Source organism: Aquabacter sp. DMC10 (genome assembly GCF_056314145.1).
Window position 1 is genome coordinate 106084 of the sequence record NZ_JBQUYX010000009.1, and the last position, 22961, is coordinate 129044.

Genomic DNA, 22961 nt, shown 5'->3' on the forward strand with positions numbered 1-22961 from the left:
CACCCTTTAGCCATGCTGAATTAAATCTTACATGGCCGCCAAGTGGAGGACGTCATTCCAGGTGGCGAAGACCATAAGCATCAGCACAATCGCAAGACCGATGCGGAAGCCGATGTCCTGGGTCTTCGGGCTGAGCGGACGTCCCCGCACGGCTTCCACAGCGTAGAACAGGAGGTGGCCGCCGTCCAAGAGCGGGATGGGAAACAGGTTAAGAAGGCCGATGGAGACGGACAGCACCGCCGCAAGCGACAAGAGCGCGCCGATTCCATGAGTCGCCACCTGGCCGGACACCTGGGCGATGCGGATGGGTCCGCCCAGTTGGTCTGTGGATTCGCGGCCGGAAATGACGCCGCCCAGATAATCGAAGGTCCGGCTCACCACGAACCAGGTTTCCTGAGCGCCCATCACCACCGCCTCGGCGGGGCCATAGCGGCGGGTGGTGACGTCAGACGCCGCAAGCGAACGCGAAATGCCGAGGAGACCCAGGCGATGCACGTTGCCGAAGCCGTCCTTCATCTCCCTCAGCTCGGGAATCGCCGTCAGCGTGACATCCGCGCCGCCGCGATCCACCACGAAGGTAAGCTGCTGGCCCGCGCTCGCCCCCACCACGCGCTGCATGTCGGAGAAGCTCTCGATCGGCTTGCCGTCGATGGTCAAAATGAGGTCGCCGGGCTTGAAGCCGGCACGTTCGGCCGCGCTGCTGGGGTTGATCTGGTCGACGCGCGGCTGCGTGATCTGACGGCCGAAGGTCATGAAGACCAAAGAGAAAATGACGATGGCCAGGATGAAATTGGCGATCGGACCGGCTGCCACGATGGCGGCCCGCCAGCGCAGGGGCTGATAGAAGAAGCTCTCGCGGCGCTCCGCCGGGGTCATCTGGCTCAGCTTCTGCTCATCCGGGGTGCTGGCGGCATCCTCGTCGCCGAAAAAGCGCACATAGCCACCGAGCGGTACCGCCGCCAGACGCCAGCGCGTGCCGTGACGGTCGGTGAAGCCGGCGATCTCCGGGCCGAAGCCCAGCGAGAAGGTCAGGACCCGCACTCCGGCACGCCGCGCCACCCAGAAGTGGCCCAGTTCGTGGAAAAACACCACAAGGGTCAGGACGAAGAGGAACGGGACGATATAGCCAAGAATCGAGGACCCCAGCGAACCCATGCCTGTCAAAACTTCCATCATCCGTTCCTCGATAACGCAGCGTCACCTCACGAGCGGGGAGGAACGCGCGGACCCTTGGGGCACATACTGCCCTTAGGACGCCTTTGCGGCAAACTTAGGCAAGAGGGAGGCCGCAATCACACGCGCCTCGCCATCAAGGGCCAGCGCTTCGTCGACCGAGCCCGGCGCGACACCGCCAGGCAAGCGCTGGAGCGTCTCCTCCACGATGGCGGCGATGCCGAAGACGCCGATCCGCCCCTCGAGGAAGGCGGCCACCGCGATTTCATTGGCGCCGTTCAGGATGGTGGTGGCCCCTCCCCCCGCTGACATGGCCTCGATGGCCAGCCGTAAGGCGGGGAAGCGGTCGAGGTCGGGCGCCTCGAAGGTCAGAGCCCCCAAGCGCGGGAGATCGAGGCGGCGGCAGGAGGTGTCGAGGCGCTCGGGAAAGCCGAGGCAATGGGCGATGGGAACCCGCATGTCGGGCATGCCAAGGCCTGCGACCACCGACCCGTCGCGATAGGACACCAGCCCATGCACCACCGATTCCGGGTGTACCACCGTCTCAACCTGGTGGGGCGCCAGGGAAAACAGATGATGGGCTTCGATCAGCTCTAGGCCCTTGTTCATCATGGTCGCCGAATCGATGGTGATCTTGCTGCCCATGGACCAGTTGGGATGCTTCAGGGCATCCGCGGCGGTGGCGCGGGCAATCTCCTCCCGGCTGGAACGGCGGAATGGCCCGCCCGAGGCCGTCAGCGTCACCCGCTCCACATCTATCCGACGCCCGGCGGACAGAGCCTGGAACACCGCATTATGCTCGCTGTCCATGGGCAGCAGCGTGGTCCCCGTGCGTTCCGCTTCCGCCATGAAAAAGGCGCCCGCCGCCACCAGGCACTCCTTGTTGGCGACCGCAATGCGCCGGCCTTCCCCGAACGCCGCGACCGTGGGCGCCAGCCCCGCCACACCGGAAATGGCGGCCACCATCAGGTCGACCGGACGCCGCGCCGCATCAAACACGGCGCCGGACCCTGCGCCACACGCGATTCCCGAGCCGGCCAGAAGATCGGCCAGACGTCGTCCAGCGGTAACATCCGCAACCACGGCGAACTTGGCACCGACGGCCAGGGCGATCTGCGCCAGGCCATCCGCGTCCCGTCCGCCCACGACGGCATCCACCTGAAAGCGCCCCGGGGCTTCTTCGAGGACCTTGAGCGTGCTCCGGCCCACCGAGCCGGTGGCACCGAGAATGGAAATGCTCAGCATGCCACCACCTACCACAGCAGCAGTCCGGCCGCAGGCGAAGAAGGACTGTGCGCAAAGCCGATGAGGCAGGCCAGGAGTCCCGCCACCATGAAGCCATCCACCCGGTCCAGCACCCCGCCATGGCCGGGAATGAGACGGCTCGTATCCTTCACGCCAAAGGCGCGCTTGAATGCCGATTCCGCCAGGTCCCCCGCCTGTGAGGCGATGGAGATGAAGGCGCCAAGCGCCACCAGAGGCGGCATGATGTAAAGGCCCGTGGCCGCCAGCAGGCCACACCCGGCCGCGGTGCCGATCACTGCGCCGCCAATGGCGCCGGACCAGGTCTTATTGGGGGACAGACGTGGTGCCAGCTTCGGACCGCCCAGGGCGCGACCGGTGAAATAGGCGCCGATGTCCGTCCCCCACACCACCGCATAGAGATAAAGCACGGCGCAAAGGCCGAGCCAGTCCTCTCCCCGCAACAGGATAATGGGCAGGCACACCACCCCGGCACAGCACATGCCGGCCGCCGACCAGCCGGCGGGGCGGGCAAAGGTAGCGGTGGCCAGGGCTCCGGCCAAAAGAATCGGCAGGGCGAACTGCTTTTCGGCCAGAAGCACGGCCGCGACAGCCGCCAATAGGCTGACCCCCGAGACCGCCACATAGGCCTGACGGGGCCCGATCCCGGCCACCTTCGCCCATTCATAGGCGACGCTCATTGCGGCACACAGCCAGAGGGCGGCGAACAGGACACCGCCGAGATAGGTGAGACCGAGCACAACCGGCGCCAGGACCAGCGCGGAAAGCGTGCGTTGCTTGAGGTCTGGATTGCCGCTCACGAGCGCGCGCTGCCGGTGCGCGCGGTCACGCCCCCGAACCGCCGGTCGCGGCGGGCGAACTCCTCAATCGCCTGCTCGAGGGCGGCCCGGTCGAAATCCGGCCAATAGATGGGCAGGAAAACCAATTCGGAATAGGCCGCCTGCCAGAGTAGGAAATTGGACAGCCGCTGCTCGCCGCTGGTGCGCACGATGAGGTCGGGATCTGGAATGCCCGCCGTGTGCAGATGGGCGCCCACCAGATCCGCCGTCACGTCCTGTGGCGACAGTTTTCCCGCCAGAACGTCCTCGGCAATGCGCCGGGCGGCGGCGGCAATCTCCTGCCGTCCGCCATAATTGAAGGCGACGATCAGGGTGAGGCCGGAATTGTCTTTGGTAAGGGCTTCGGCCTCGTTCAGCAGGAGAACGATGTCCTTCGGCAGGCTCTGGCGCTCGCCGATGATGCGCACCCGCACATTGGCCGCATGCAACTCCGCAAGGTCGTGGCGCACGAAGCGCTTGAGAAGGCCGAGGAGGTCCGACACCTCGCTCGCCGGCCGCGACCAGTTCTCGCTGGAGAAGCTGTAGATGGTGAGAAAGCGAATGCCCATCTCACGGGCCGCGCGCACGCAGCGGCGCAGCGCCTCCACACCCCGCCGGTGCCCCTCGAAGCGCGGCAGGTTGCGCGAGGTGGCCCAGCGGCCATTGCCGTCCATGATGACGCCCACATGCACCGGGACGCAGGCAGGCGCCTGTGTCTCAGAGCTGTCGGCGCCCTCGCGCGTGGACATCGGCCCGTCCCCTGTCTTGGCCATCCGCAACCGGGCCATCCTCAAACGGAGAGGATTTCCTTTTCCTTCTGCTGCAACACCTGGTCCACCTCGGCAATGGCCTCGTCGGTGGCCTTCTGGACCTGGGTGGACTGGCGCTCGAGATCATCGGCGCTGATCTCGCTGTCCTTTTCAAGCTTCTTCAGCAGATCCATGCCGTCGCGGCGCACATGGCGCACGGAAACTCGGGCCGCCTCGGCATATTTGTGCGCGACCTTGACCATCTCCTGGCGGCGCTCCTGGTTCAGCTCCGGGATGCGGATGCGCAGAACCTGGCCTTCGGTTGCCGGGGTGAGGCCGAGATTGGAATTGATGATGGCCTTTTCCACCGCGCTCACCATGGAGCGATCCCACACCTGAACCGAGAGCATGCGGGGCTCCGGCACCGAGACGGTGGCCACCTGGTTGAGCGGCATGTGGGCGCCATAGGCGTCGATCTGGATGGGCTCCAGCAGGCTCGCGCTGGCACGGCCGGTGCGCAGGCCGCCCAGTTCCTGCTTCAGCACGGCGATCGCACCTTGCATCCGGCGCTTCAGGTCGGCGATGTCGAAGGGCCCGCTGCTCATGGCATACCTCTGTTTCTGTGCTGCGGCACTTCGGCCGCCGCCTCCCCCTCCCCTTCCTCCCGCCCGCACTGGCCCCGGGGACCTGCGGAAACGTCATGAAGGGGTGGCTGGGAAGGCTGGAATGTCCAATCCGTGATAACCCGGTGCCCCTTGGACCGGCTCCGGCCGGGTGCGAACACCACGGCCGGGAACACTGGTTCTAGGGCGCGACCACCGTCACACGTCCCTCGCCCCGCGCCGCCAAGACGATGGCGCCCGGCTCGCGGATGGAAAAGACGATTATCGGCAAGGCCGCCTCGCGGGCAAGCGCGAAGGCTGCGGCATCCATGACCTTGAGATCATGGGCAAGCGCCTCGTCATGGGTGAGGCGGTCATAACGCTGGGCGTTGGGGTCGATCTTGGGGTCAGCGGTATAAACGCCGTCCACATTGGTCGCCTTCAGCACCGCGTCGCAGTCCAGTTCCGCGGCACGCAAAGCGGCCCCGGTGTCGGTGGTGAAATAGGGGTTGCCCGTTCCACCCGCGAGCAGCACGACCCGGCCACGCCGCAAATGCCGCATGGCAGGCTGGCGCGCATAAGGCTCGCACACGGTCGGCATGGGGATCGCCGACATGGTGCGCGCCGGCTCGCCGGCCGCCTCCACCGCCTGCTCCAGGGCAAGGCAGTTCATGACGGTGGCCAGCATGCCCATGTGATCGGCGGTGGAGCGGTCGAGATCCTCGCCTGCCACCCGCGCGCCACGTAGGATATTGCCGCCGCCAACGACGACCGCCACTTCGCAGCCGAGCGCACGCACGGCCACGAGGTCACGGGCGATGCGCGTGACGGTGGGGGGATGGAGCCCGAACGGCTCCGGTCCCATCAAGGCCTCGCCAGAGACCTTGATGAGGACGCGGGGATAGGGAAGGTCGGTCACGCCCCTCCCTCCCGGTTCAGGACTGGCCCGCCGCGGCGGCCACTTCCGCCGCGAAGTCGGTCTCTTCCTTCTCGATGCCCTCGCCCAGCGCATAGCGGACGAAGCCCTTGATGGCGATCGGGGCGCCGACGGAACCCTCATTCTCCTTCAGCACCTGCGCGACGGACTTGGAGCCGTCATGCACGAAGGCCTGGTCGAGGAGGGTGTTCTCCTTGAAGAAGGACTTCATGCCGCTCTCGGCGATCTTGTCCTGCACGTTGGCGGGCTTGCCCTGGTGCTTCTCGAGCAGGATGGCCTTCTCGCGGGCGACGGTGGCCGGGTCGATGCCGGAGGCGTCGAGCGCCAGCGGGTTCAGCGCCGCCACATGCATGGCGATGAGGCGGCCGAGAGCGGACAGCTTCTCCACGTCGCCAGCGGATTCCAGCGCCACGAGCACGCCGATGCGGCCCTGGCCCTCGACCACGGCGCCGTGCACATAGGTGGCCACGATGCCCTTCTCGACCTGCAGCTTCACCGAGCGGCGCAGGGTCATGTTCTCGCCGATGGTGGCGATGAGGCTCTGCAGGCGGTCGGCGACGGTGACGGTCTCGCCCGGGAACTTGGCAGCGGCGAGCGCTTCAACGGTGCCATCGGTGTTGATGGCCACCTTGGCAGCCTCGCGCACGAACGCCTGGAAGTCGGCGTTGCGGGCGACGAAGTCGGTTTCCGCATTCACCTCGACGGCGGCAGCGTAGTGGCCGGAAGATTCCACCGCCACCAGGCCCTCGGCCGCCACGCGGCCGGCCTTCTTGGCGGCCTTGGCAAGGCCCTTCTTGCGCAGCCAGTCCACGGCGGCTTCGATGTCGCCGCTGGTCTCGGTGAGCGCGGCCTTGCAGTCCATCATGCCGGCGCCGGTCTTGTCGCGCAGTTCCTTCACCAGTCCTGCAGTGATCGCGGCCATGCTCAGCTTCCTCTTCTTCTCACACCACGGCCGGCAAGGGGGCATCCCGAGCCGGCCGTCGGGGCCTGGTGGCCCCTCTTCAGTTCAACTCCGCGCGGAACGATCACTCGACCTCGGCGGAGAACTCCTTGGCCTGGGCGACCCAGCCGTCCACGCGACCCGGCAGACCCACTTCCTCGCCGATCACATGGGCATCGTGGGCGTCGAGGGCAGCCAGCTGGCTGAAGTGGAACACGCCGAGATCGTTGAGCTTCTGCTCGATCTCGGGGCTCACGCCCGTCAGCTTCTTCAGGTCGTCGGCAACGCCGCGGGGACCGGACAGGGGCTCGAACGAGGACCAGATGCTGGCTTCGGCCGGCACGTCGTCCAGGAGCGGGGCCTCGGCTTCGCCGAGGTCGGCGAACTCGCCGGCGCCACGGGAAATGCCGTCGATGGCGGCGCGGGCAACCAGGTCGCAATAGAGCTGGATGGCGCGGCCGGCGTCGTCATTGCCGGGGACGGGGAAAGCGATGCCGTCGGGATCGCAATTGGTGTCGAGGATAGCGGCCACCGGGATACCCAGGCGCTGCGCTTCCTTCACCGCGATGTCTTCCTTGTTCGTGTCGATCACGAACAGCAGGTCGGGCAGGCCGCCCATGTCACGGATACCGCCGAGAGCACGCTCCAGCTTCTCCTTTTCACGGGAGAGCGTCAGGCGCTCCTTCTTGGTGTAGCCGGAGCCCTGCTCGGGGCCGGAGAGCATCTCTTCCAGCTTCTTGAGGCGCTGGATGGAGTGGGAGATGGTCTTCCAGTTGGTGAGCATGCCGCCCAGCCAACGAGAATTCACATAATACTGCGCGGAACGACGGGCGGCATCGGCCACCTGGTCCGCGGCCTGGCGCTTGGTGCCGACGAACAGCACGCGGCCGCCATTGGCCACCGTGTCGGACACGGCCTGCAGCGCGCGATGCAGCGCGGGCACGGTCTGCGACAGGTCGATGATGTGGATGTTGTTGCGGACGCCGAAGATGTACTGCGACATCTTGGGGTTCCAGCGATGGGACTGATGGCCGAAATGCACGCCAGCTTCAAGCAGCTGGCGCATCGAATAATCGGGAAGCGCCACTTTGGTATCTCCGGTTGAGCCTCCGCGGACGTACCTTCGATCAGACATGACCGAGGGCACCGGATGGCCGAGTTCGGCCGATGTCCGCGTGCGGAATGGCGCGGCTTATAGGCGAAGCCCTTCAAAGAGGCAAGGCCGGAGGCATTCGTGTCCTCCGCGAAAATTCATCTTGCGCCCGCCCGCCGGGCCTTGGCGGCGCGAACGGGTTCCCTTTCAGCGCAACGCCCGAGCCCGGACCGCCACACGCGACGTCTCATTTGGCGGCCGGTGCCGGACGGCCGGCCATAGCCTTGTCAAGGGCGGCAGGCACCAGCTTGTTCAATTGGGCGAACATCTGGACATAGACCTCCATGGGCTTGCCCCAGGCATCGTCCACATCGCTGCCCATACCGCCCACATATTCGCCGAGCGTGAAAGTCTTTCCGGCGGCTTCCTTATATTTTTCAAGGATATGGTTCTTATGCCGCTCGGTGAGCGTGAGGATCAGATCGGAGCGCTTGACGTCGCGCTCATTGAGTTGCTCGGCCACATGGGTGGACAGGTCAACACCCTTCTGTGACCAGAGAATCTGAGCATTCATCTCGACCTTGGTCTCGTAGGGGTTGACGTCAATGCCGCGCGAGATGAAGAGGGCGTCCAGGTTGTGAGACCAAGCATAGATCTTGGCGATGGTCTCGGCGGTGATGCTCCGGCCGGTATTTCCCGTATCCACAAAGGCCACCTTGAGCGGGGCCGCCCAGGCTCCCGTCTGCATGAGCGCAGCCACAAACATCGCACCGATACAGGATTTCATCCAACGCATCTTCAGCTCCCTCATCACACCTGACCATCGTACCGCATCCGATTGACGATCCGGCGACGGCTGACGAGACGGGGACATGGGGCCGCAACTGCCCTCTGTTTATTGCCAAGCTGCCGCTGGCGCCCCATCATCGGCATCATCCCGCATAGGACACTCCGATCATGATGCCGCAGCGCGCGCCCCGGCCCGATGACAGCTTCCGGCCAGCCCCGGCACCGGCAAGCCCCTCGCGCCGCCGTTTCCTGGGCGGCGGCGTCGCACTGGGCCTTCTGGCCGCGGGTGTCCGGCCGGTGCGGGCGCTCCAAGGCCCGAACGTCACCGACACCGCGTGGCGGGAATTGGAGCAGCGTCTCGCCGGCCGCCTGCTGCGGCCGGGGGATGCCGGATTTGCCGACATGGCGCGGCCTGCCAACCTGATCTATGCGGATGTCCAGCCGTCGGCCATCGCCCGCTGCACAAGGGCCGAGGATGTGGCGGCGGCCATCACTTGGTGCCGAAACGAAGGCCTGCCCTTTGTGGCCCGCGGCGGGGGGCATAATTATGCGGGCTATTCGACCACGCCGGGCCTGATGATCGACACCGGCGGCATGAAGGGCATCTCCTACGATGCGGCCACTGGCCGGCTGGTTGCGCAGGCGGGGGTGCGCAATGGGGATGTCCACGCAGCCTTATCGATTCTTGGCCGTTCCGTCGTGCATGGCCGCTGCGCCACTGTCGGACTGGCCGGTTTCCTTCTGGGCGGCGGCATCGGCTTCGACATGCGCAGCCACGGCGTGGGATCGGACCTGATGACCTCGACCCGCATGGTGGATGCCACGGGCCAACTGCGGTCGCTCAACGAGCGTGAGAATGGTGACCTCTTCTGGGCCTGCAGGGGTGGCGCGGGCGGCAATTTCGGCATCCACACGGAATTCGAGCTCGCCACTTTCCCGGTGGAGCGCTGCACCGCCTTCGACCTCATTTGGACCACCCGCGCAGAAGAGGTGGCGCAGGTCCTCATTCCCGCATTGGAGAAGGCGCCGGACGGCCTGGGGGTCAAGGTCGCCATCGTGGCTGCGCCCACCGATGCGCAGGCACCGGCGCACCTGACGCTGCTCGGCCAGTGGATTGGCGAGCGCGATACCCTCATGGACATCCTGGGCCCCGCCCTGAAGGTCGCTGCTCCCACCAAGGCGAGCATCGCGACCCTCCCCTATTGGGATGGCCAGACCTTGCTGACCGAGTTTGCCCAATACGAATCGTTCCGGGAGCGCTCCCGCTTTGCGTCCGCCTCATTCGGCGGCAGGCCCCTTGAGATCGCGTTCCGCCTGGTGCGCCAGTTCCCGGGCCAGCACGGCAGCGGCAATCTGAAGCTGTTTCAGTGCGGCGGCGCCATGAACAAGGTCCCGGCCGACCGATCTGCCTTCGTGCATCGCAACAGCCTCTGGCTGATCGCGGCGGCGGCCTATTGGGAGGAAAAGGAGACGTCCGCGCGCGTTGCGCGGACGCAGGACTGGTTGGACGAGTTATACGAAACTTTGCTGCCCTTCTGCGGCGAAGGCGCATTTCAGAATTTCCCCGACCCTCGGCTCGTGGACGCGCCCCGCCATTATTACGGTGCCAATTTGGAACGCCTGCGCCGCATCAAGGGCCGCATCGACCCGGACGAGCTGTTCCGCTACCCGCAGTCCATCCGGCCGTTGGCGACCTAGGCGCTTTCCGGGGCCGGCGGTATCGGTTCGGGTGAAGGCCCTGCGCCAGAGGCAGGGCACGCGCTTACGTGTTGGTCAAACACCCTGAAGCGCGGGGGGTCAGGCCGCCTCCACCGCAATCACGCCTGGAATGGACTTCAGTGCGCCCGCGACCTGGGGCGAGACGGGGAACCGTCCCTCCAGGCGAATCTCCACCTCCGCCTTGCTCTCCTCCATGAGCAGGACGAGGCTGACCTCCCCGTCTCCCTTGCCGTCCGACAGGCGCCGGGCGATGCCGTCGAGGGGTTCAGGCGACTTCACAAAGATGCGCAGGCTGCGATTGGCGCGGGCGGTCACCGCATCGAGCCGCTCGCAGGTCTGGATGCGCACCCGCACATCCTCGCCCTGAAGCTCCGCCCCCACCATCAGCAGGAGGGGGGTGCCGGGCTCCAAAAGGTCGCGATAATGGGCAAGGCCCTCCGAGAAGATCACCGCCTCGAAATGGCCGGAGGGGTCGGACAAGCCCACGATGCCCATGCGCGTGCCGGACTTGGTTCGCCGCTCCTGGCGCGACACCACGGTGGCCCCGAGCCGCCCCGCCGCCGCGCCATTGCGCACGGCGCGGGAGAAATCGGCGAAGGACTGCACCCGCATCTTCTTCAGCGCGGGGGCGTAATCATCCAGCGGATGGCCAGTGAGGAAGAAGCCGATGGCGTCATGCTCGCGCTTCAGCCGCTCGGAAGGCTCCCACGGCTCCGCCTGGGGCAGCGGCAAGGCGGCCTTCACCGGTCCCGACCCGAACATGTCGTTCTGCCCCATCGCCCTGCCCTGCTCCTCGCGGGCGGCATGGGCGACGATCACTTCTAGGGAGGCGAACACCCGGGCGCGATTCTTTTCCAGCACGTCGAAGCAGCCGGCATTCACCAGGCTTTCCAGCGTACGCTTGTTGACCATCTTCACCGGCAGGCGGTCGGCGAAATCGGACAGGTCCTTAAACGGCTGGCTGCCGCGGGCGGCGACAAGGGCATCCACTGCCGCGCCCCCCACGCCCTTGATGGCAGCCATGGCATAGATGATCTTGCCGTCCACCACCTGGAATTCCCGAGCCGACAAATTCACCGAGGGCGGCACCACCTCGATGCCGAGCCGCTGGGATTCCTGACGGAATTCCGCCAGCTTGTCCGTATTGCCCATGTCGAGGGTCATGGACGCCGCCAGGAACTCGGTGGCGTAGTTCGCCTTCAGCCAGGCGGTCTGGTAGGCCACCAGCGCGTAAGCGGCCGCATGGGACTTGTTGAAGCCGTAGTCGGCGAACTTGGCCAGGAGGTCGAAGATGGTGTCCGCCTGGGCCTTGGGAACGCCGCGCTCCTGCGCGCCGTCCACGAACCGGGCGCGCTGCTTCTCCATCTCGGCGCGGATCTTCTTGCCCATGGCGCGGCGCAGCAGGTCCGCTTCGCCCAGCGAATAGCCGGCCAGCGCCTGGGCGATCTGCATCACCTGTTCCTGGTAGATGATGACGCCGAAGGTTTCCTTCAGATAGGGCTCGAGCTTGGGGTGGATATAGTCCGGCTCCGCCCGGCCGTGCTTGCAGTCGCAATAGACGGGGATGTTGGCCATGGGGCCCGGACGGTAGAGCGCCACGAGGGCGATCAGGTCCTCGATGCGGTCGGCCTTCATGTCCACGAGGGCGCGGCGCATGCCCGCGCTTTCCACCTGGAACACGCCCACCGTCTCGCCGCGGGCCAGCATGGCGTAGGTCTTGGGATCGTCCAGGGGGATCTTGGAAATATCGAGGTCGATGCCCCGCTGCCGGATGAGGCGCACAGCCGTGGTGATGGTGGTCAGTGTCTTCAGGCCGAGGAAGTCGAACTTCACAAGGCCCGCCTGCTCCACCCATTTCATATTGTACTGGGTGACCGGCATGTCGGACTTGGGATCGCGATAGAGCGGCACCAACTGGTGCAGCGGCCGGTCGCCGATCACGATGCCCGCCGCATGGGTTGAGGCGTGGCGGTTGAGGCCCTCCAGCTTCACGGCGATGTCGAAGGCCCGGCCCACCACCTCTTCCTCGCGCGCCGCCTGGAGGCGGGGCTCGTCATGAATGGCCTGCTTCAGGGTGACGGGCGCGGCGGGGTTCTGCGGCACCAGCTTGCAGAGCTTGTCCACCTGGCCGTAGGGCATTTCCAGGACGCGTCCCACGTCGCGCAGCACGCCGCGCGCCTGGAGGGTACCGAAGGTGATGATCTGCGCCACTTGCGAGCGCCCATAGCGGCGCTGCACATATTGGATCACCTCGTCGCGCCGGTCCTGGCAGAAGTCCACGTCGAAGTCAGGCATGGACACGCGGTCGGGATTGAGGAAGCGCTCGAACAGCAGGCCGAAGCGCAGCGGGTCGAGGTCCGTGATCTGGAGCGAATAGGCCACCAGCGAACCGGCGCCCGAACCACGGCCCGGCCCCACCGGAATGTCGTGGGCCTTGGCCCATTTGATGAAGTCCGACACGATGAGGAAGTAGCCGGGAAACTTCATCTTGGTGATGACGGAGATCTCGTAGGCGAGGCGCTCCTCATAGACCTTGACGTCCAACCCCTCGGCCGGGCCGTGCTTGGCGAGGCGCTGGGCGAGGCCTTCTTGCGCCTGGCGCTCCAGCTCGGCAGCCTCGGCGGCGAGCGCATCTTCCCCCTGCCCTTCCCCCGTGGTGAAGCGCGGCAGGATGGGTTTGGCGGTGCGCACCCGGTGGGCGCAGCGGCGGGCAATCTCCACCGTATTGGCCGTCGCCTCGGGGAGATCCGCGAACAAGCTGAGCATCTCGGCGCGTGTCTTGAAGCGGTGCTCCGGCGTCAGACGCGGGCGATCACCCTCCGACACCATGCGGCCTTCCGCGATGCACACCAGGGCGTCGTGGGCCTCATAGTCCGATTGGGCCGCGAAGAAGGGCTCGTTGGTCGCGACGAGGGGGAGCGCGCGGTCATAGGCAAGGTCCAGGAGCTGCGGCTCCACGAACTGCTCTACAGCCATGCCGTGGCGCTGCACTTCCACATAGAGTCGATCCGGGAAGAGGCGCGCCAGCGTGGCGAGGCGCTCCGCCGCAATGTCCCCATGACCGGTCGCCAAGGCCCGGTCGATCGGCCCCGACGGACCGCCCGTGAGCGCGATCAGGCCGGCATTGGCGTCCTCCAGCCAATCGAGCCGTATGCGCGGTTCATCGTCATTGGCCGTCTCCAGATAGGAGCGGGAGACCAAGGTCATGAGGTTGCGCCAGCCCTCCGCCCGCGCCGCAAGCAGCACGATGCGCGGCTTCTTCACCGGCAGGACGGAGCCGCGCTGCTGGGGCGTCTCCACGTCCACCGCCAGCGACACGCCCAGGATGGGCTGGATGCCGACGCCAGACATCTTCTCGGAAAATTCCAGCGCACCGAACAAATTGCCCGTGTCGGTGAGCGCCAGGGCGGGCTGGCCATCGGCCTTGGCCAGATCCGCCAGCTTGCCGAACGTCAGCGCCCCTTCCAGCAGGGAATAGGCCGAATGAAGATGCAGGTGGACGAAGCCGGGATCGGGCATGGGGACTCGGGGACGGAGAAGGACGGTTCCAGATCCATCTTAGATGGGCGGCGCGTGCGGGAAAACGAGTCGTTCCGAACGCCGCGGAAACAGCGCCTCGTCTTGTTGCGCCGATGGCGCGAGCACCAAGTGGACGTCAGGCCCAGGCCGCCGTTTCCCTTCCCCTTCGCTGACCGCAGGGCCGTCTTGACGCCACCTCGCCCTTCGCCGCAATGGCGGTGGGCCGGGCCGTCCTGCCTGGCCATCACTTGGCATCAGCGGGCACTGCGATGAAGGCGTTTGCGGGAAGCTGGCAATTCTGGGCATTGGGGGCGGCGGTCTTCGCGGCGCTCACGGCCATTTTCGGCAAGGTGGGCGTCAGCGCCGTCCATTCGGATCTCGCGACGCTCATCCGCACCGTCGTGATTCTCGCCATCATTTCGTTGGTGGTGATGGCGGGCGATGCCTGGCAGGCGCCCAGCACCATTCCCACCAAGACCTGGGTCTTCATGATCCTGTCCGGCGCCGCGACGGGCGCGTCCTGGCTCTGCTATTTCCGCGCGCTGCAGATGGGGGATGCGGGACAGGTGGCGCCGCTCGACAAATTGAGCGTGGTGATGGTCGCCATCTTCGGTGCCCTGTTCCTCGGGGAGAGGTTGAGCGCCTTGAACTGGCTGGGCGTCGCCCTCATCGCCGGCGGGGCGATCCTGGTGGCGGTGCGGTAGCAGCCGCGCCGGCCGGCCAAGGGATCAATCCAGCTCCACCACCTGCCCGTCCATGACGGTGACCCGCCGATGCATCTGGGAGGCGAGCGCCAGGTTATGCGTGGCGATGATCGCAGCCACCCCGGTGGCGTGCACCAGTTCCGAAAGCGCGCCGAACACATGGTCCGACGTGCGCGGGTCGAGATTGCCGGTGGGTTCGTCCGCCAGCAGCAGGCGCGGCGCATTGGCCAGCGCACGTGCGATCGCCACGCGCTGCTGCTCGCCGCCGGACAATTCCGCCGGCCGATGGGACAGCCGATGGCCGAGGCCAAGATAGGACAGGAGGTCCTTCGCCCGCGCCGCCGAATCCTTCTTGGAGAGGCCGCGGATCATCTGCGGCATCATCACATTCTCCAGCGCCGTGAACTCGGGCAGGAGGTGATGGAACTGGTAGACGAAGCCCACATGGAGTCGCCGCATACGGGTACGCTCCGCATCGGCAAGCTTCGCCGTGGGACGGCCGTCAATATAGACTTCGCCCTCGTCCGGGTGCTCCAGCAGGCCACACAAATGCAGCAAGGTGGACTTGCCCGAACCGGACGGCGCCACCAACGCCACCGACTGGCCCGGCTCCACCACCAGATTGGCGGCGCGCAGCACCTCGATATAGGCCTCGCCCTGCGGATAGCGGCGCGACACATCGGCGAGCGCAAGGGCCGGGGGACCGGCGAAATCGTCGGAGGCGGAAGCGGTCATCACTCGTATCTCAGGGCTTCCACCGGGTCGAGCCGCGCGGCGCGCCAGGAGGGATAGAGGGTGGCCAGCAAGGACAGAATCAGCGCCATGCCCACGACGGCTCCGGTCTCGCCAATATTCATCTCGGCCGGCAGGCGGCTGAGATAATAGAGCTCCGGCGAGAACAATTCCGTGCGGGTCAGGTAGGAAATGAACTGCCGGATCTCCTCGATGTTGAGGCAGACCAGCACGCCCAGCAGGAAGCCACACAAGGTCCCGACCACACCGATGCTAGCGCCGGTGATGAGGAAGATGCGCATCACCGCGCCCCGCGTCGCGCCCATGGTGCGCAACACGGCGATGTCGTGGCCCTTGTCCTTCACCAGCATGATGAGGCCGGACACGATGTTCAGCGCCGCCACCAGCACGATCAGCGTCAGGATCAGGAACATGACGTTCCGCTCCACCTGCAACGCATTGAAGAAGGTGGCGTTCCTCTGCCGCCAGTCGACGATATAGACCGGCCGCTCCGCCGCCGCCTGGATGGCGGGGCGCAGTTCGGCCACGTCGTCCGGCTTGTCGATATAGACCTCAATGGCGTTCACATCGCCATTGCGGTTGAAATAGGCCTGGGCCTCGGGCAGCGGCATGAAGACGAAGGCGCCGTCATATTCCGACATGCCGATCTCGAACACGGCCGCCACCTTATAGACCTTGATGCGCGGCGAGGTGCCCATGGGGGTCACGGCCCCGCGCGGCGCCACCAGGGTGATGTTGTCCCCCGCATGGAGGGACAATTGGTCGGCGAGGCGCTTGCCGATCGCCAGCCCCTGGCCCTGATCGAAGCCTTCCAGCGTGCCCTGCCGGATATTGTTGGCGATGGAAGGCAGTGCTCGCAGGTCCTTCTCGGACAGGCCGCGCACCAGCACGCCGGAGGCATTGTAGGGCGAGGAGGCCAGCGCCTGGCCTTCCACCAGCGGCACGGCGAGGCGCACACCGTTGAGCTTGGAGATGCGCTCGGCCACCGCCAGATAATCGGTCAGCGGGCTTTCCATGGGCTGGACGAGCAGATGCCCGTTCAGCCCCAGGATCTTGGAAAGCAGTTCCTGCCGGAAGCCGTTCATCACCGCCATGACGATGATGAGGGTCGCGACGCCCAGCACGATGCCGAGGAAGGAGAAGCCGGCAATGACCGAGATGAACCCCTCCTTGCGGCGGGCCCGTAAATAGCGCAGCGACAGCATCCACTCGAAGGCGGAGAAGGGCCGCGTGCCGCTCGGCTCGTCGGTCCCGGTCGCCGTGGAAGATGCCATACGCCGCGCTCCCTTCAGTGTGCCTTCAGGCGCTCATAGACGTCGACCAGCGAAAGCAGTTCACGGCTTCCGTCCGCCCGGCGCTTCAGCTCCACCTTGCCTTCCGCCAGGCTCTTCGGCCCCACCAGCACCTGCCAGGGCAGGCCGATGAGATCGGCGGTGGCGAACTTGGCGCCGGCGCGTTCCTCGGTGTCATCATAGAGGACATCGACGCCGGACGCGGTCAGCTTCGCATAAAGTTCCGCGCAGGCCCCATCCACGGCCGCATCACCCACCTTCAGGTTGAGGATGCCCACCTGGAAGGGCGCCACGGCGTCCGGCCAGATGATTCCGGCGTCATCGTGAGACGCCTCGATCATGGCCGCAACGAGCCGCGAGGGGCCGATGCCGTAGGAGCCCATGTGGATGAGGTGCTCGGCCCCGTCCGGCCCCTGCACCTTGGCGCCGAAGGGCTCGGAATATTTGGTGCCGAAATAGAAGATGTGGCCCACCTCGATGCCGCGCGCGGCGAGGCGCCGGCCCTCCGGAATCGCGGCAAAAGCCGCCTCGTCGTGCTTTTCCGACGTGGCCGCATAGAGGGTGGTCCACTGGTCGACGGTGGTCTGGAGAGCAGCGGCGTCATCAAAATTCACGCCGGCCGGCGGCGGGGCGAGATCGAGATAGTCGCCATGGCAGAACACTTCGCTCTCGCCGGTGGAGGCGAGAATGATGAATTCGTGGGAGAGGTTGCCGCCGATGGGCCCCGTGTCCGCCACCATGGGAATCGCTTTCAGCCCCATCCGGGAAAAGGTGCGCAAATAGGCGACGAACATCTTGTTGTAGGAATGGCGGGCGCCGGCCTGATCGAGGTCGAACGAATAGGCGTCCTTCATCAGGAATTCGCGCGAGCGATAGACACCGAAGCGCGGGCGCACCTCGTCCCGGAACTTCCACTGGATGTGGTAGAGATTGAGCGGCAGGGCCTTGTAGGACTTCACATAGGCCCGGACGATCTCGGTAATCATCTCTTCATTGGTGGGGCCGAACAGCATCTCGCGGTCATGCCGGTCCCGGATGCGCAGCATTTCCTTGCCGTAATCGTCATAGCGGCCGCTCTCCCGCCACAGGTCCGCCGACTGGATGGTGGGCATCAACAGTTCGATGGCGCCTGAGCGATTCTGCTCTTCGCGGATGATGTTGCAGATCTTGTTGAGCACCCGATGGCCGAGCGGCAGCCAGGCATAGATGCCGGCGCTCTCCTGGCGCACCATGCCCGCCCGCAGCATCAGCCGGTGCGAAACGATCTCCGCCTCCTTCGGAACCTCGCGAAGGATGGGCAGAAAATAACGGGACAGACGCATTGCGTTGGACTCGCAGGCTGAGTGAGAGGTCGGGCGAGGACACTGAAAGCGGAACGACCCTGAAAACACAAGCCCGGCCTGGGCCAGATTGTGTTGCGACGCAACAATTTGCCTATTGCGGCGCAAGGATGACAAAGCCGCACATCTTGTTCTACTTTTCACGGGTTAAAAGAAAGGGGACCGCCACTGAGCCTTCGCAGGCATCGTGGATAGAGGGGTCCAGGTCTCGGGAGGAAAACAAACCAAAGCCGACCGGAGACCGCCTTTTCGAGGCGTGGGAACGGGAACGGCTGCACTGGGTAGGCTCGGCTGCACCCGCGCCACCCGCCAAAAAGTGCATCAGGAAAAGGGCGAGGCGCGAGCCTCGCCTTTTTTCTTTTCGGGCGCCCGTGGCCGCAAGATTCGGAAAAGGGATTCCTGATCGGCATCCAGATAAGGTCTGGAGACGGGGCGGCGGGCGCAATTTCCTACCCCTTGATCACAAAACCGCGAACTTAACGGCCTGGTAAGAACTTCTATCGCTGCGACATTCCGCCACGGCAATGCCTGAATTTGCGGCAGTGCGGCAAAGACGTTGGCGCCTCGTCTCTTCTTGGCTTCACCGTCGGTCTGAGCAGGAAGACTCAAAGGGCGCCTTTTTGCGTGGCGCTCCGGTGATCTCGGCCGGGGATGGGCGCGGGGCGGGCCGGCGCCTCAGTCCACGTCCGTCTTGAAGGGCATGGGCAGGTCTTCCAGCCGCACGATGCCGCTCTTGGCCAGATAGATGAGGATCCCGGTCACAACGGCCGCCAGGATGGACGTGGCGATGGCCTTGCGCAGCAGAAGCGGACGCGTGGGCGCGCCGGGATCTGTGCCCGGCTCCACCGTATTGGCTTCCGCCTGGGATCTCACGCCGAAGGGCAGCACCGCGAACAGCACCACCCACCAGACGATGAAATAGACTGCGAGGATAGACCCGATCTGCACGGCGCGTCAGGCCTGTTCCAGTTCCACCAAGGTGCCGTTGAAGTCTTTGGGGTGCAGGAACAGCACCGGCTTGCCGTGGGCCCCGATCTTGGGCTCGCCATCGCCCAGAACCCTGGCACCCTTCGCCTTCAGCTGATCGCGCGCCGCGACGATGTCGTCCACCTCATAGCAGATGTGGTGGATGCCGCCGTCCGGGTTCCGCTCCAGGAACTTGGCGATGGGCGATCCCTCGCCCAGCGGCTCCAGCAGCTCGATCTTGGTGTTGGGCAGATTGATGAAGACCGTGGTCACGCCATGAGCATGCTGGGCCACCTGCTCCGACACCTCGGCACCAAGCGTGTCACGATAGAGAGCGGTTGCCGCCGCGATGTCCCGCACCGCGATCGCCACATGGTTGAGACGTCCGATCATTGTCCCCTCCCCTGCCGCGCCACAAGGCGCGAGCTAATATCAGACCTCCACGATGTGAACGTGGCAAACGGGCTTTTTGCCCCAGGCCCCGTTCACCGCGGACCGCACCGCCCGCTCCAGGCTTTCGGACAGCGAGTCGGGATCTCGCCGGCGCCCGCGCGGCAGGCTGTCGAGCGTCGCGACAACGGTATCGAAGACATGGTCGAGCATGTCGACACCGCCTTCCCCCCGCTCGGGGATGCCCGTCAGCTCCACCGAGGGATCGCCCACCACAGCCCCCTTGGCATCGAGCGCCAGGGCCACGGAGACGACGCCCACAAAGCCCAGCTTGCGGCGCTCGGGGATGGTGCGGGCGGCGTCGGAAACCAGCACCTTGCCGTCCTTGTAGAGGCGGCCGAAGGGGATGTCGTCCACGCGCTCCGCAGGCCCGGGTGCAAGGCGCACCACGTGGCCGTCGCTGCACAGCACCACTTCCTTGACTCCGAGACGCCGGGCGAGCGCGGCATGTTCGGCCAGATGCATGGGCTCGCCATGCACGGGGATCGACACCTGCGGCCGGACCCAGCCGTACATCTGCTCCAGCTCCCCGCGCCGGGGATGGCCGGAAACATGAACCAGCCCGTCGCGGTCGGTCATCACCCGAACGCCACGCTTCACGAGGCCGTTGATGACCTTGTTCACCACCCGCTCATTGCCGGGAATGGTGCGCGAGGAAAACACCACCAGGTCCCCTGATGACAGGGCGATCTCTGGATGGTCATCGCTGGCAATGCGGCTCAGGGCGGCGCGTGGCTCGCCTTGGGACCCGGTCAACAGGGCCACCACCTTGTCGCGCGGGAGATAGCCATAGGCCTCCACTGAGCGGAACGGTGGAATACCGTCGAGCATGCCTTGCTCGCGGGCCACACCAATCACCCGATCCATGGCGCGGCCCACCACCACCACATCGCGATCAGCCGCCATGGCCGCCTCGCCGATGGAGCGGATGCGGGCCACGTTGGACGAGAAGGTGGTGAAGCACACCCGGTGCTTGGCCTTGGCGACGATCTCCTTGAGCGTCGTCCCCACATCCGCTTCGGAGGGGGAGACACCGTCCCGGATGGCATTGGTGGAGTCGCAGATGATGGCGCGCACGCCTTCATCGCCCAGCGCCTTCAGCCGAGCGGAATCGGTGACCGCCCCAACCACGGGGTTGGGATCAAGCTTCCAGTCGCCCGTATGGAGCACCAGGCCGGCTTGCGTGCGGATGGCGATGGCGTGGCTATCGGGGATCGAATGGGCGACGGGGATGAATTCCACCCCGAACGGTCCCAGCTGAAACGGCTCGCCTGCCCGCACGACCGTGATCGGAATATTGGGCGCGCCGGGCTCCGCCCAGCGCTTGGCCTCCAGGAGACCGGCCGTGAAGCGCGTGGTGTAGACCGGCACCTTCAGGCGCGGCCAAAGGTCCAGCACCGCCCCCACATGGTCTTCATGTCCATGGGTGAGGAGGAGGCCCTCGATGTTCTTCTTTTCAGCCTCGAGGAAACGAATGTCGGGCAGCACCAGGTCCACGCCCGGCGCTTCTTCCCCGGCAAAGCTCATGCCCAGATCGACCATCAGCCACCGCCGCGCGCGGCGGGGGCCGAAGCCGTAGAGCCCGAGATTCATGCCGATCTCTCCGACACCGCCCAGCGGTGCGAAGACCAGTTCCTGCAAATCCGCCACGGTCATTCCGCCTTTGGCAAGGAGACGTCACCGGCGGTGATGATCTCAGCAATTCCGTCTCGCCGGCGGAGCATGAGCGCGCCGCGGGCATCGATATTCTCAAAGCGCCCCGTGACCTCCCGTTCGCCGATGCGAACGGTGATCGCGTCACCCAGCGCCAGGGCATGGCGCAACCAGTCCGTGCGCACGGAGGGGAAGCCGTTGCCCCCGTTCCACTGGTTGAGCCGCACGGCCATGGCACGGTCCAGCGCCTCGAGCACCCGGTCCGGCGCGGTGGGGCAGCCCACCGAATCGAGGCTGATGGCCTTATAGGGCAGACCCTCCGGGTGGTGCAGGCAGTTCACCCCGAAGCCGACCACGGCCGCCGGGCGGCCGGCCGGATCCGTCCCGCCCTCCACAAGAATGCCGGCCAGCTTGCCGCCGTCCAGGATCAAGTCATTGGGCCATTTCAGCTTCAACTGCTCCGGCACCACCAGCGGCGCGGCGGCAAGCACCGCATCGCGCAGGGCAAGGCCGGCGACGAAGCAAAGCTGCGCCACATAAGCAGGAGGAGCCGGATTGGGCAGGACCAGGGAGGCGAACAGATTGCCCAGCTCGCTGGTCCAGGGACGGCCGCGCCGTCCCCGCCCTGCGGTCTGGATGTCCGCCACCAGCCAAACGGGCATCGGCTCCCCCCGCGAAAGGCGCGAAAGGCCTTCCGCATTGGTGGAGCCGATCTCCGTAAACCGGACGATAGGTATGGTCAGGCTCTGAAAACGCTGTGGCGCCATCTGTCAAAAGAGTGAGCGCGCTGCCGCGCCCGCTGCCTCGATGAGAGGAGCCGGATACACGAAATAGAAGATCGTGAACAGGCCGGAAAGCCCGAGAACCGCCTTCAGCTCGGACGGCATCGGATCGAACGCGTCCGCCGGTTCGTCGAAATACATCACCTTCACCACCCGCAGGTAGTAGAAGGCACCCACCACCGAGGACAGCACGCCGAGCACCGCAAGGCCGTAGAGCCCCGCCTCGATGGCCGCCAGGAAGACATAGTACTTCGCCAGGAAACCGGCGAGCGGGGGAATGCCCGCCAGCGAGAACATGAGCGCGGCCAGCAGGAGCGCCATCACCGGATTGGTGCGGGCAAGGCCGGCCAGGTCATCAATGGTCTCCACAGCCCGGCCGTTGCGGCGCATGGCCAGCACGCAGGAGAAGGAGCCGAGCGTCATGGCCACATAGATGGCCATATAGACGATCACGCCCCGCACACCCTGGGGCGTGGCTGCGGCCAGACCCACCAGCGCAAAGCCCATGTGACCGATGGAGGAATAGGCCAGCATGCGCTTGATGTTGCGCTGGCCGATGGCGGCGAAGGCACCCAGTGCCATGGACGCGATGGAGACAAAGGCAACGATCTGCTGCCACTGATGGATCACATGCGGGAAGGCTTCCACCGTCACCCGCAGGAACACGGCCATCGCGGCCACCTTGGGCGCAGTGGCAAAGAAGGCGGTGACCGGGGTGGGCGCGCCCTCATACACGTCCGGCGTCCACATATGGAACGGCACGGCCGAGATCTTGAAGCACAGCCCCGCCAGCAGGAACACGATGCCGTAGATAAGGCCGACCGACGGCTGGGTTACCACGGCGGCGATGCCGGCGAAGTTCACGGTGCCGGTGAAGCCATAGATGAGGGAGGCGCCGTACAGCAGCATGCCCGAGGAGAGCGAGCCGAGGACGAAATATTTCAGGCCCGCTTCCGTGGAGCGCACCGAGTCCCGGTTGAAGGCCGCCACCACATAGAGCGACAGGCTCATCAGCTCGAGACCGAGATAAAGCGCGATCAGGTCGCCCGCCGAAATCAGCATGGTCATGCCGAGCGTGGCGATCACCACCAGCACCGCATACTCATATTTGCGCTGCTGTTCGCGCCCGAGCCAATCCACCGAGAGGATGAGCGACACCGTCGCGCCGAGAATGGCGAGCGCCTTCATGAAGCGACCGAAGGGATCGATCACCAGCGAGCCGTTGAAGGCCGTCACGGTCTGCCCGGGCCCGATGAGCGTCAGGACGCCGGCAGCGACCAGGACCGCGATGGCGAGGCCGTTCACCATATTGGTGGCCTTCTCCCCCCGCACCGCGCCGATCAGCAGAAGCACGATCGCCGCAAGTGCGAGCAGAAGTTCGGGAAGGACGGCTCCGAGCGGAGGCAGGACGGACATCTG

The 22961-nt window shown here is 65.8% G+C and carries 20 protein-coding genes; 2 read left to right on the forward strand and 18 right to left on the reverse strand.

Annotated elements, in window-relative coordinates; all coding sequences use genetic code 11:
- Window positions 1–27: 27 nt before the first annotated feature.
- The 9 genes from rseP to ACT54L_RS21695 all read right to left on the reverse strand — a co-directional run bounded on the left by rseP (window position 28) and on the right by ACT54L_RS21695 (window position 8386).
- Window positions 28–1173, reverse strand: coding sequence for an RIP metalloprotease RseP (gene rseP, locus ACT54L_RS21655; RefSeq protein WP_476087918.1), 1146 nt, complete (start codon window positions 1171–1173; stop codon window positions 28–30).
- 75 nt (window positions 1174–1248) lie between these two features.
- Entirely contained in the window at window positions 1249–2418 is a 1170-nt protein-coding gene (dxr, locus tag ACT54L_RS21660; protein WP_476087713.1) for a 1-deoxy-D-xylulose-5-phosphate reductoisomerase, read from the reverse strand.
- A gap of 8 nt (window positions 2419–2426) precedes the next feature.
- Window positions 2427–3236, reverse strand: coding sequence for a phosphatidate cytidylyltransferase (locus tag ACT54L_RS21665; RefSeq protein WP_476087714.1), 810 nt, complete (start codon window positions 3234–3236; stop codon window positions 2427–2429).
- On the reverse strand, window positions 3233–4003 hold the full coding sequence (locus ACT54L_RS21670) for an isoprenyl transferase (protein WP_476087715.1): 771 nt from the start codon (window positions 4001–4003) through the stop codon (window positions 3233–3235). The genes ACT54L_RS21665 and ACT54L_RS21670 overlap by 4 nt, the downstream gene beginning before the upstream one ends.
- Before the next feature lie 41 nt (window positions 4004–4044).
- Window positions 4045–4608, reverse strand: coding sequence for a ribosome recycling factor (frr, locus tag ACT54L_RS21675; protein WP_476087716.1), 564 nt, complete (start codon window positions 4606–4608; stop codon window positions 4045–4047).
- A gap of 199 nt (window positions 4609–4807) precedes the next feature.
- A complete protein-coding gene (pyrH, locus tag ACT54L_RS21680; RefSeq protein ID WP_476087717.1) occupies window positions 4808–5524 on the reverse strand; it encodes a UMP kinase in 717 nt (238 codons plus the stop codon).
- Between the two features lie 16 nt (window positions 5525–5540).
- A complete protein-coding gene (gene tsf, locus ACT54L_RS21685) occupies window positions 5541–6464 on the reverse strand; it encodes a translation elongation factor Ts (protein ID WP_476087719.1) in 924 nt (307 codons plus the stop codon).
- Window positions 6465–6567: 103 nt separating this feature from the next.
- Window positions 6568–7569 (reverse strand): 30S ribosomal protein S2, encoded by a 1002-nt coding sequence (locus ACT54L_RS21690; RefSeq protein WP_476087720.1) that lies wholly within the window; start codon window positions 7567–7569, stop codon window positions 6568–6570.
- Between the two features lie 253 nt (window positions 7570–7822).
- Window positions 7823–8386: an arsenate reductase/protein-tyrosine-phosphatase family protein gene (locus tag ACT54L_RS21695; RefSeq protein ID WP_476087721.1), complete on the reverse strand. Its 564-nt coding sequence runs from the start codon at window positions 8384–8386 to the stop codon at window positions 7823–7825.
- A gap of 146 nt (window positions 8387–8532) precedes the next feature.
- On the opposite strand from ACT54L_RS21695, the gene ACT54L_RS21700 reads away from it, so the two are divergent.
- On the forward strand, window positions 8533–10062 hold the full coding sequence (locus ACT54L_RS21700) for an FAD-binding oxidoreductase (RefSeq protein WP_476087722.1): 1530 nt from the start codon (window positions 8533–8535) through the stop codon (window positions 10060–10062).
- Window positions 10063–10161: 99 nt separating this feature from the next.
- On the opposite strand, the gene dnaE is transcribed toward ACT54L_RS21700, so the two are convergent.
- Window positions 10162–13602 (reverse strand): DNA polymerase III subunit alpha, encoded by a 3441-nt coding sequence (dnaE, locus tag ACT54L_RS21705; RefSeq protein WP_476087723.1) that lies wholly within the window; start codon window positions 13600–13602, stop codon window positions 10162–10164.
- A 269-nt stretch (window positions 13603–13871) separates the two neighbouring features.
- Here dnaE and ACT54L_RS21710 point away from each other — a divergent pair, with 269 nt between their 5' ends.
- Entirely contained in the window at window positions 13872–14306 is a 435-nt protein-coding gene (locus tag ACT54L_RS21710) for an EamA family transporter (RefSeq protein WP_476087724.1), read from the forward strand.
- A 24-nt stretch (window positions 14307–14330) separates the two neighbouring features.
- On the opposite strand, the gene ACT54L_RS21715 is transcribed toward ACT54L_RS21710, so the two are convergent.
- From ACT54L_RS21715 to nuoN, 8 genes are all read right to left on the reverse strand, one after another.
- Window positions 14331–15041, reverse strand: a complete 711-nt coding sequence (locus ACT54L_RS21715; protein ID WP_476087725.1) for an ABC transporter ATP-binding protein — start codon at window positions 15039–15041, stop codon at window positions 14331–14333.
- The gene (locus tag ACT54L_RS21720) at window positions 15041–16333 is read right to left on the reverse strand and encodes a lipoprotein-releasing ABC transporter permease subunit (protein WP_476087726.1); all 1293 of its coding nucleotides are present in this window, start codon (window positions 16331–16333) and stop codon (window positions 15041–15043) included. Before ACT54L_RS21720 ends, ACT54L_RS21715 begins: the two co-directional genes overlap by 1 nt.
- 14 nt (window positions 16334–16347) lie before the next feature.
- Window positions 16348–17673 carry a proline--tRNA ligase gene (gene proS / locus ACT54L_RS21725; protein WP_476087727.1) on the reverse strand — a complete coding sequence of 442 codons (1326 nt, stop codon included), beginning with the start codon at window positions 17671–17673 and terminating at the stop codon, window positions 16348–16350.
- 693 nt (window positions 17674–18366) lie between these two features.
- The gene (locus tag ACT54L_RS21730) at window positions 18367–18639 is read right to left on the reverse strand and encodes a DUF1467 family protein (RefSeq protein WP_476087728.1); all 273 of its coding nucleotides are present in this window, start codon (window positions 18637–18639) and stop codon (window positions 18367–18369) included.
- A gap of 6 nt (window positions 18640–18645) precedes the next feature.
- Complete coding sequence (gene mce / locus ACT54L_RS21735) at window positions 18646–19050, reverse strand: methylmalonyl-CoA epimerase (protein WP_476087729.1); 405 nt, start codon at window positions 19048–19050, stop codon at window positions 18646–18648.
- A gap of 39 nt (window positions 19051–19089) precedes the next feature.
- Entirely contained in the window at window positions 19090–20763 is a 1674-nt protein-coding gene (locus ACT54L_RS21740) for a ribonuclease J (protein ID WP_476087730.1), read from the reverse strand.
- A complete protein-coding gene (locus ACT54L_RS21745; RefSeq protein WP_476087731.1) occupies window positions 20760–21527 on the reverse strand; it encodes a biotin--[acetyl-CoA-carboxylase] ligase in 768 nt (255 codons plus the stop codon). Before ACT54L_RS21745 ends, ACT54L_RS21740 begins: the two co-directional genes overlap by 4 nt.
- A gap of 3 nt (window positions 21528–21530) precedes the next feature.
- The gene (gene nuoN, locus ACT54L_RS21750) at window positions 21531–22958 is read right to left on the reverse strand and encodes an NADH-quinone oxidoreductase subunit NuoN (RefSeq protein ID WP_476087732.1); all 1428 of its coding nucleotides are present in this window, start codon (window positions 22956–22958) and stop codon (window positions 21531–21533) included.
- Window positions 22959–22961: the final 3 nt, after the last annotated feature.

What these genes read in the sequence shown, in the direction of transcription:
- rseP (WP_476087918.1), bottom strand. Translation starts at nt 1,173, where the DNA reads ATGGAAGTTTTGACAGGCATGGGTTCGCTGGGGTCCTCGATTCTTGGC.
- dxr (WP_476087713.1), bottom strand. Translation starts at nt 2,418, where the DNA reads ATGCTGAGCATTTCCATTCTCGGTGCCACCGGCTCGGTGGGCCGGAGC.
- ACT54L_RS21670 (WP_476087715.1), bottom strand. Translation starts at nt 4,003, where the DNA reads ATGTCCACGCGCGAGGGCGCCGACAGCTCTGAGACACAGGCGCCTGCC.
- frr (WP_476087716.1), bottom strand. Translation starts at nt 4,608, where the DNA reads ATGAGCAGCGGGCCCTTCGACATCGCCGACCTGAAGCGCCGGATGCAA.
- tsf (WP_476087719.1), bottom strand. Translation starts at nt 6,464, where the DNA reads ATGGCCGCGATCACTGCAGGACTGGTGAAGGAACTGCGCGACAAGACC.
- ACT54L_RS21695 (WP_476087721.1), bottom strand. Translation starts at nt 8,386, where the DNA reads ATGAGGGAGCTGAAGATGCGTTGGATGAAATCCTGTATCGGTGCGATG.
- ACT54L_RS21700 (WP_476087722.1), top strand. Translation starts at nt 8,533, where the DNA reads ATGATGCCGCAGCGCGCGCCCCGGCCCGATGACAGCTTCCGGCCAGCC.
- dnaE (WP_476087723.1), bottom strand. Translation starts at nt 13,602, where the DNA reads ATGCCCGATCCCGGCTTCGTCCACCTGCATCTTCATTCGGCCTATTCC.
- ACT54L_RS21710 (WP_476087724.1), top strand. Translation starts at nt 13,872, where the DNA reads ATGAAGGCGTTTGCGGGAAGCTGGCAATTCTGGGCATTGGGGGCGGCG.
- ACT54L_RS21715 (WP_476087725.1), bottom strand. Translation starts at nt 15,041, where the DNA reads ATGACCGCTTCCGCCTCCGACGATTTCGCCGGTCCCCCGGCCCTTGCG.
- ACT54L_RS21720 (WP_476087726.1), bottom strand. Translation starts at nt 16,333, where the DNA reads ATGGCATCTTCCACGGCGACCGGGACCGACGAGCCGAGCGGCACGCGG.
- proS (WP_476087727.1), bottom strand. Translation starts at nt 17,673, where the DNA reads ATGCGTCTGTCCCGTTATTTTCTGCCCATCCTTCGCGAGGTTCCGAAG.
- mce (WP_476087729.1), bottom strand. Translation starts at nt 19,050, where the DNA reads ATGATCGGACGTCTCAACCATGTGGCGATCGCGGTGCGGGACATCGCG.
- ACT54L_RS21740 (WP_476087730.1), bottom strand. Translation starts at nt 20,763, where the DNA reads ATGACCGTGGCGGATTTGCAGGAACTGGTCTTCGCACCGCTGGGCGGT.
- ACT54L_RS21745 (WP_476087731.1), bottom strand. Translation starts at nt 21,527, where the DNA reads ATGGCGCCACAGCGTTTTCAGAGCCTGACCATACCTATCGTCCGGTTT.
- nuoN (WP_476087732.1), bottom strand. Translation starts at nt 22,958, where the DNA reads ATGTCCGTCCTGCCTCCGCTCGGAGCCGTCCTTCCCGAACTTCTGCTC.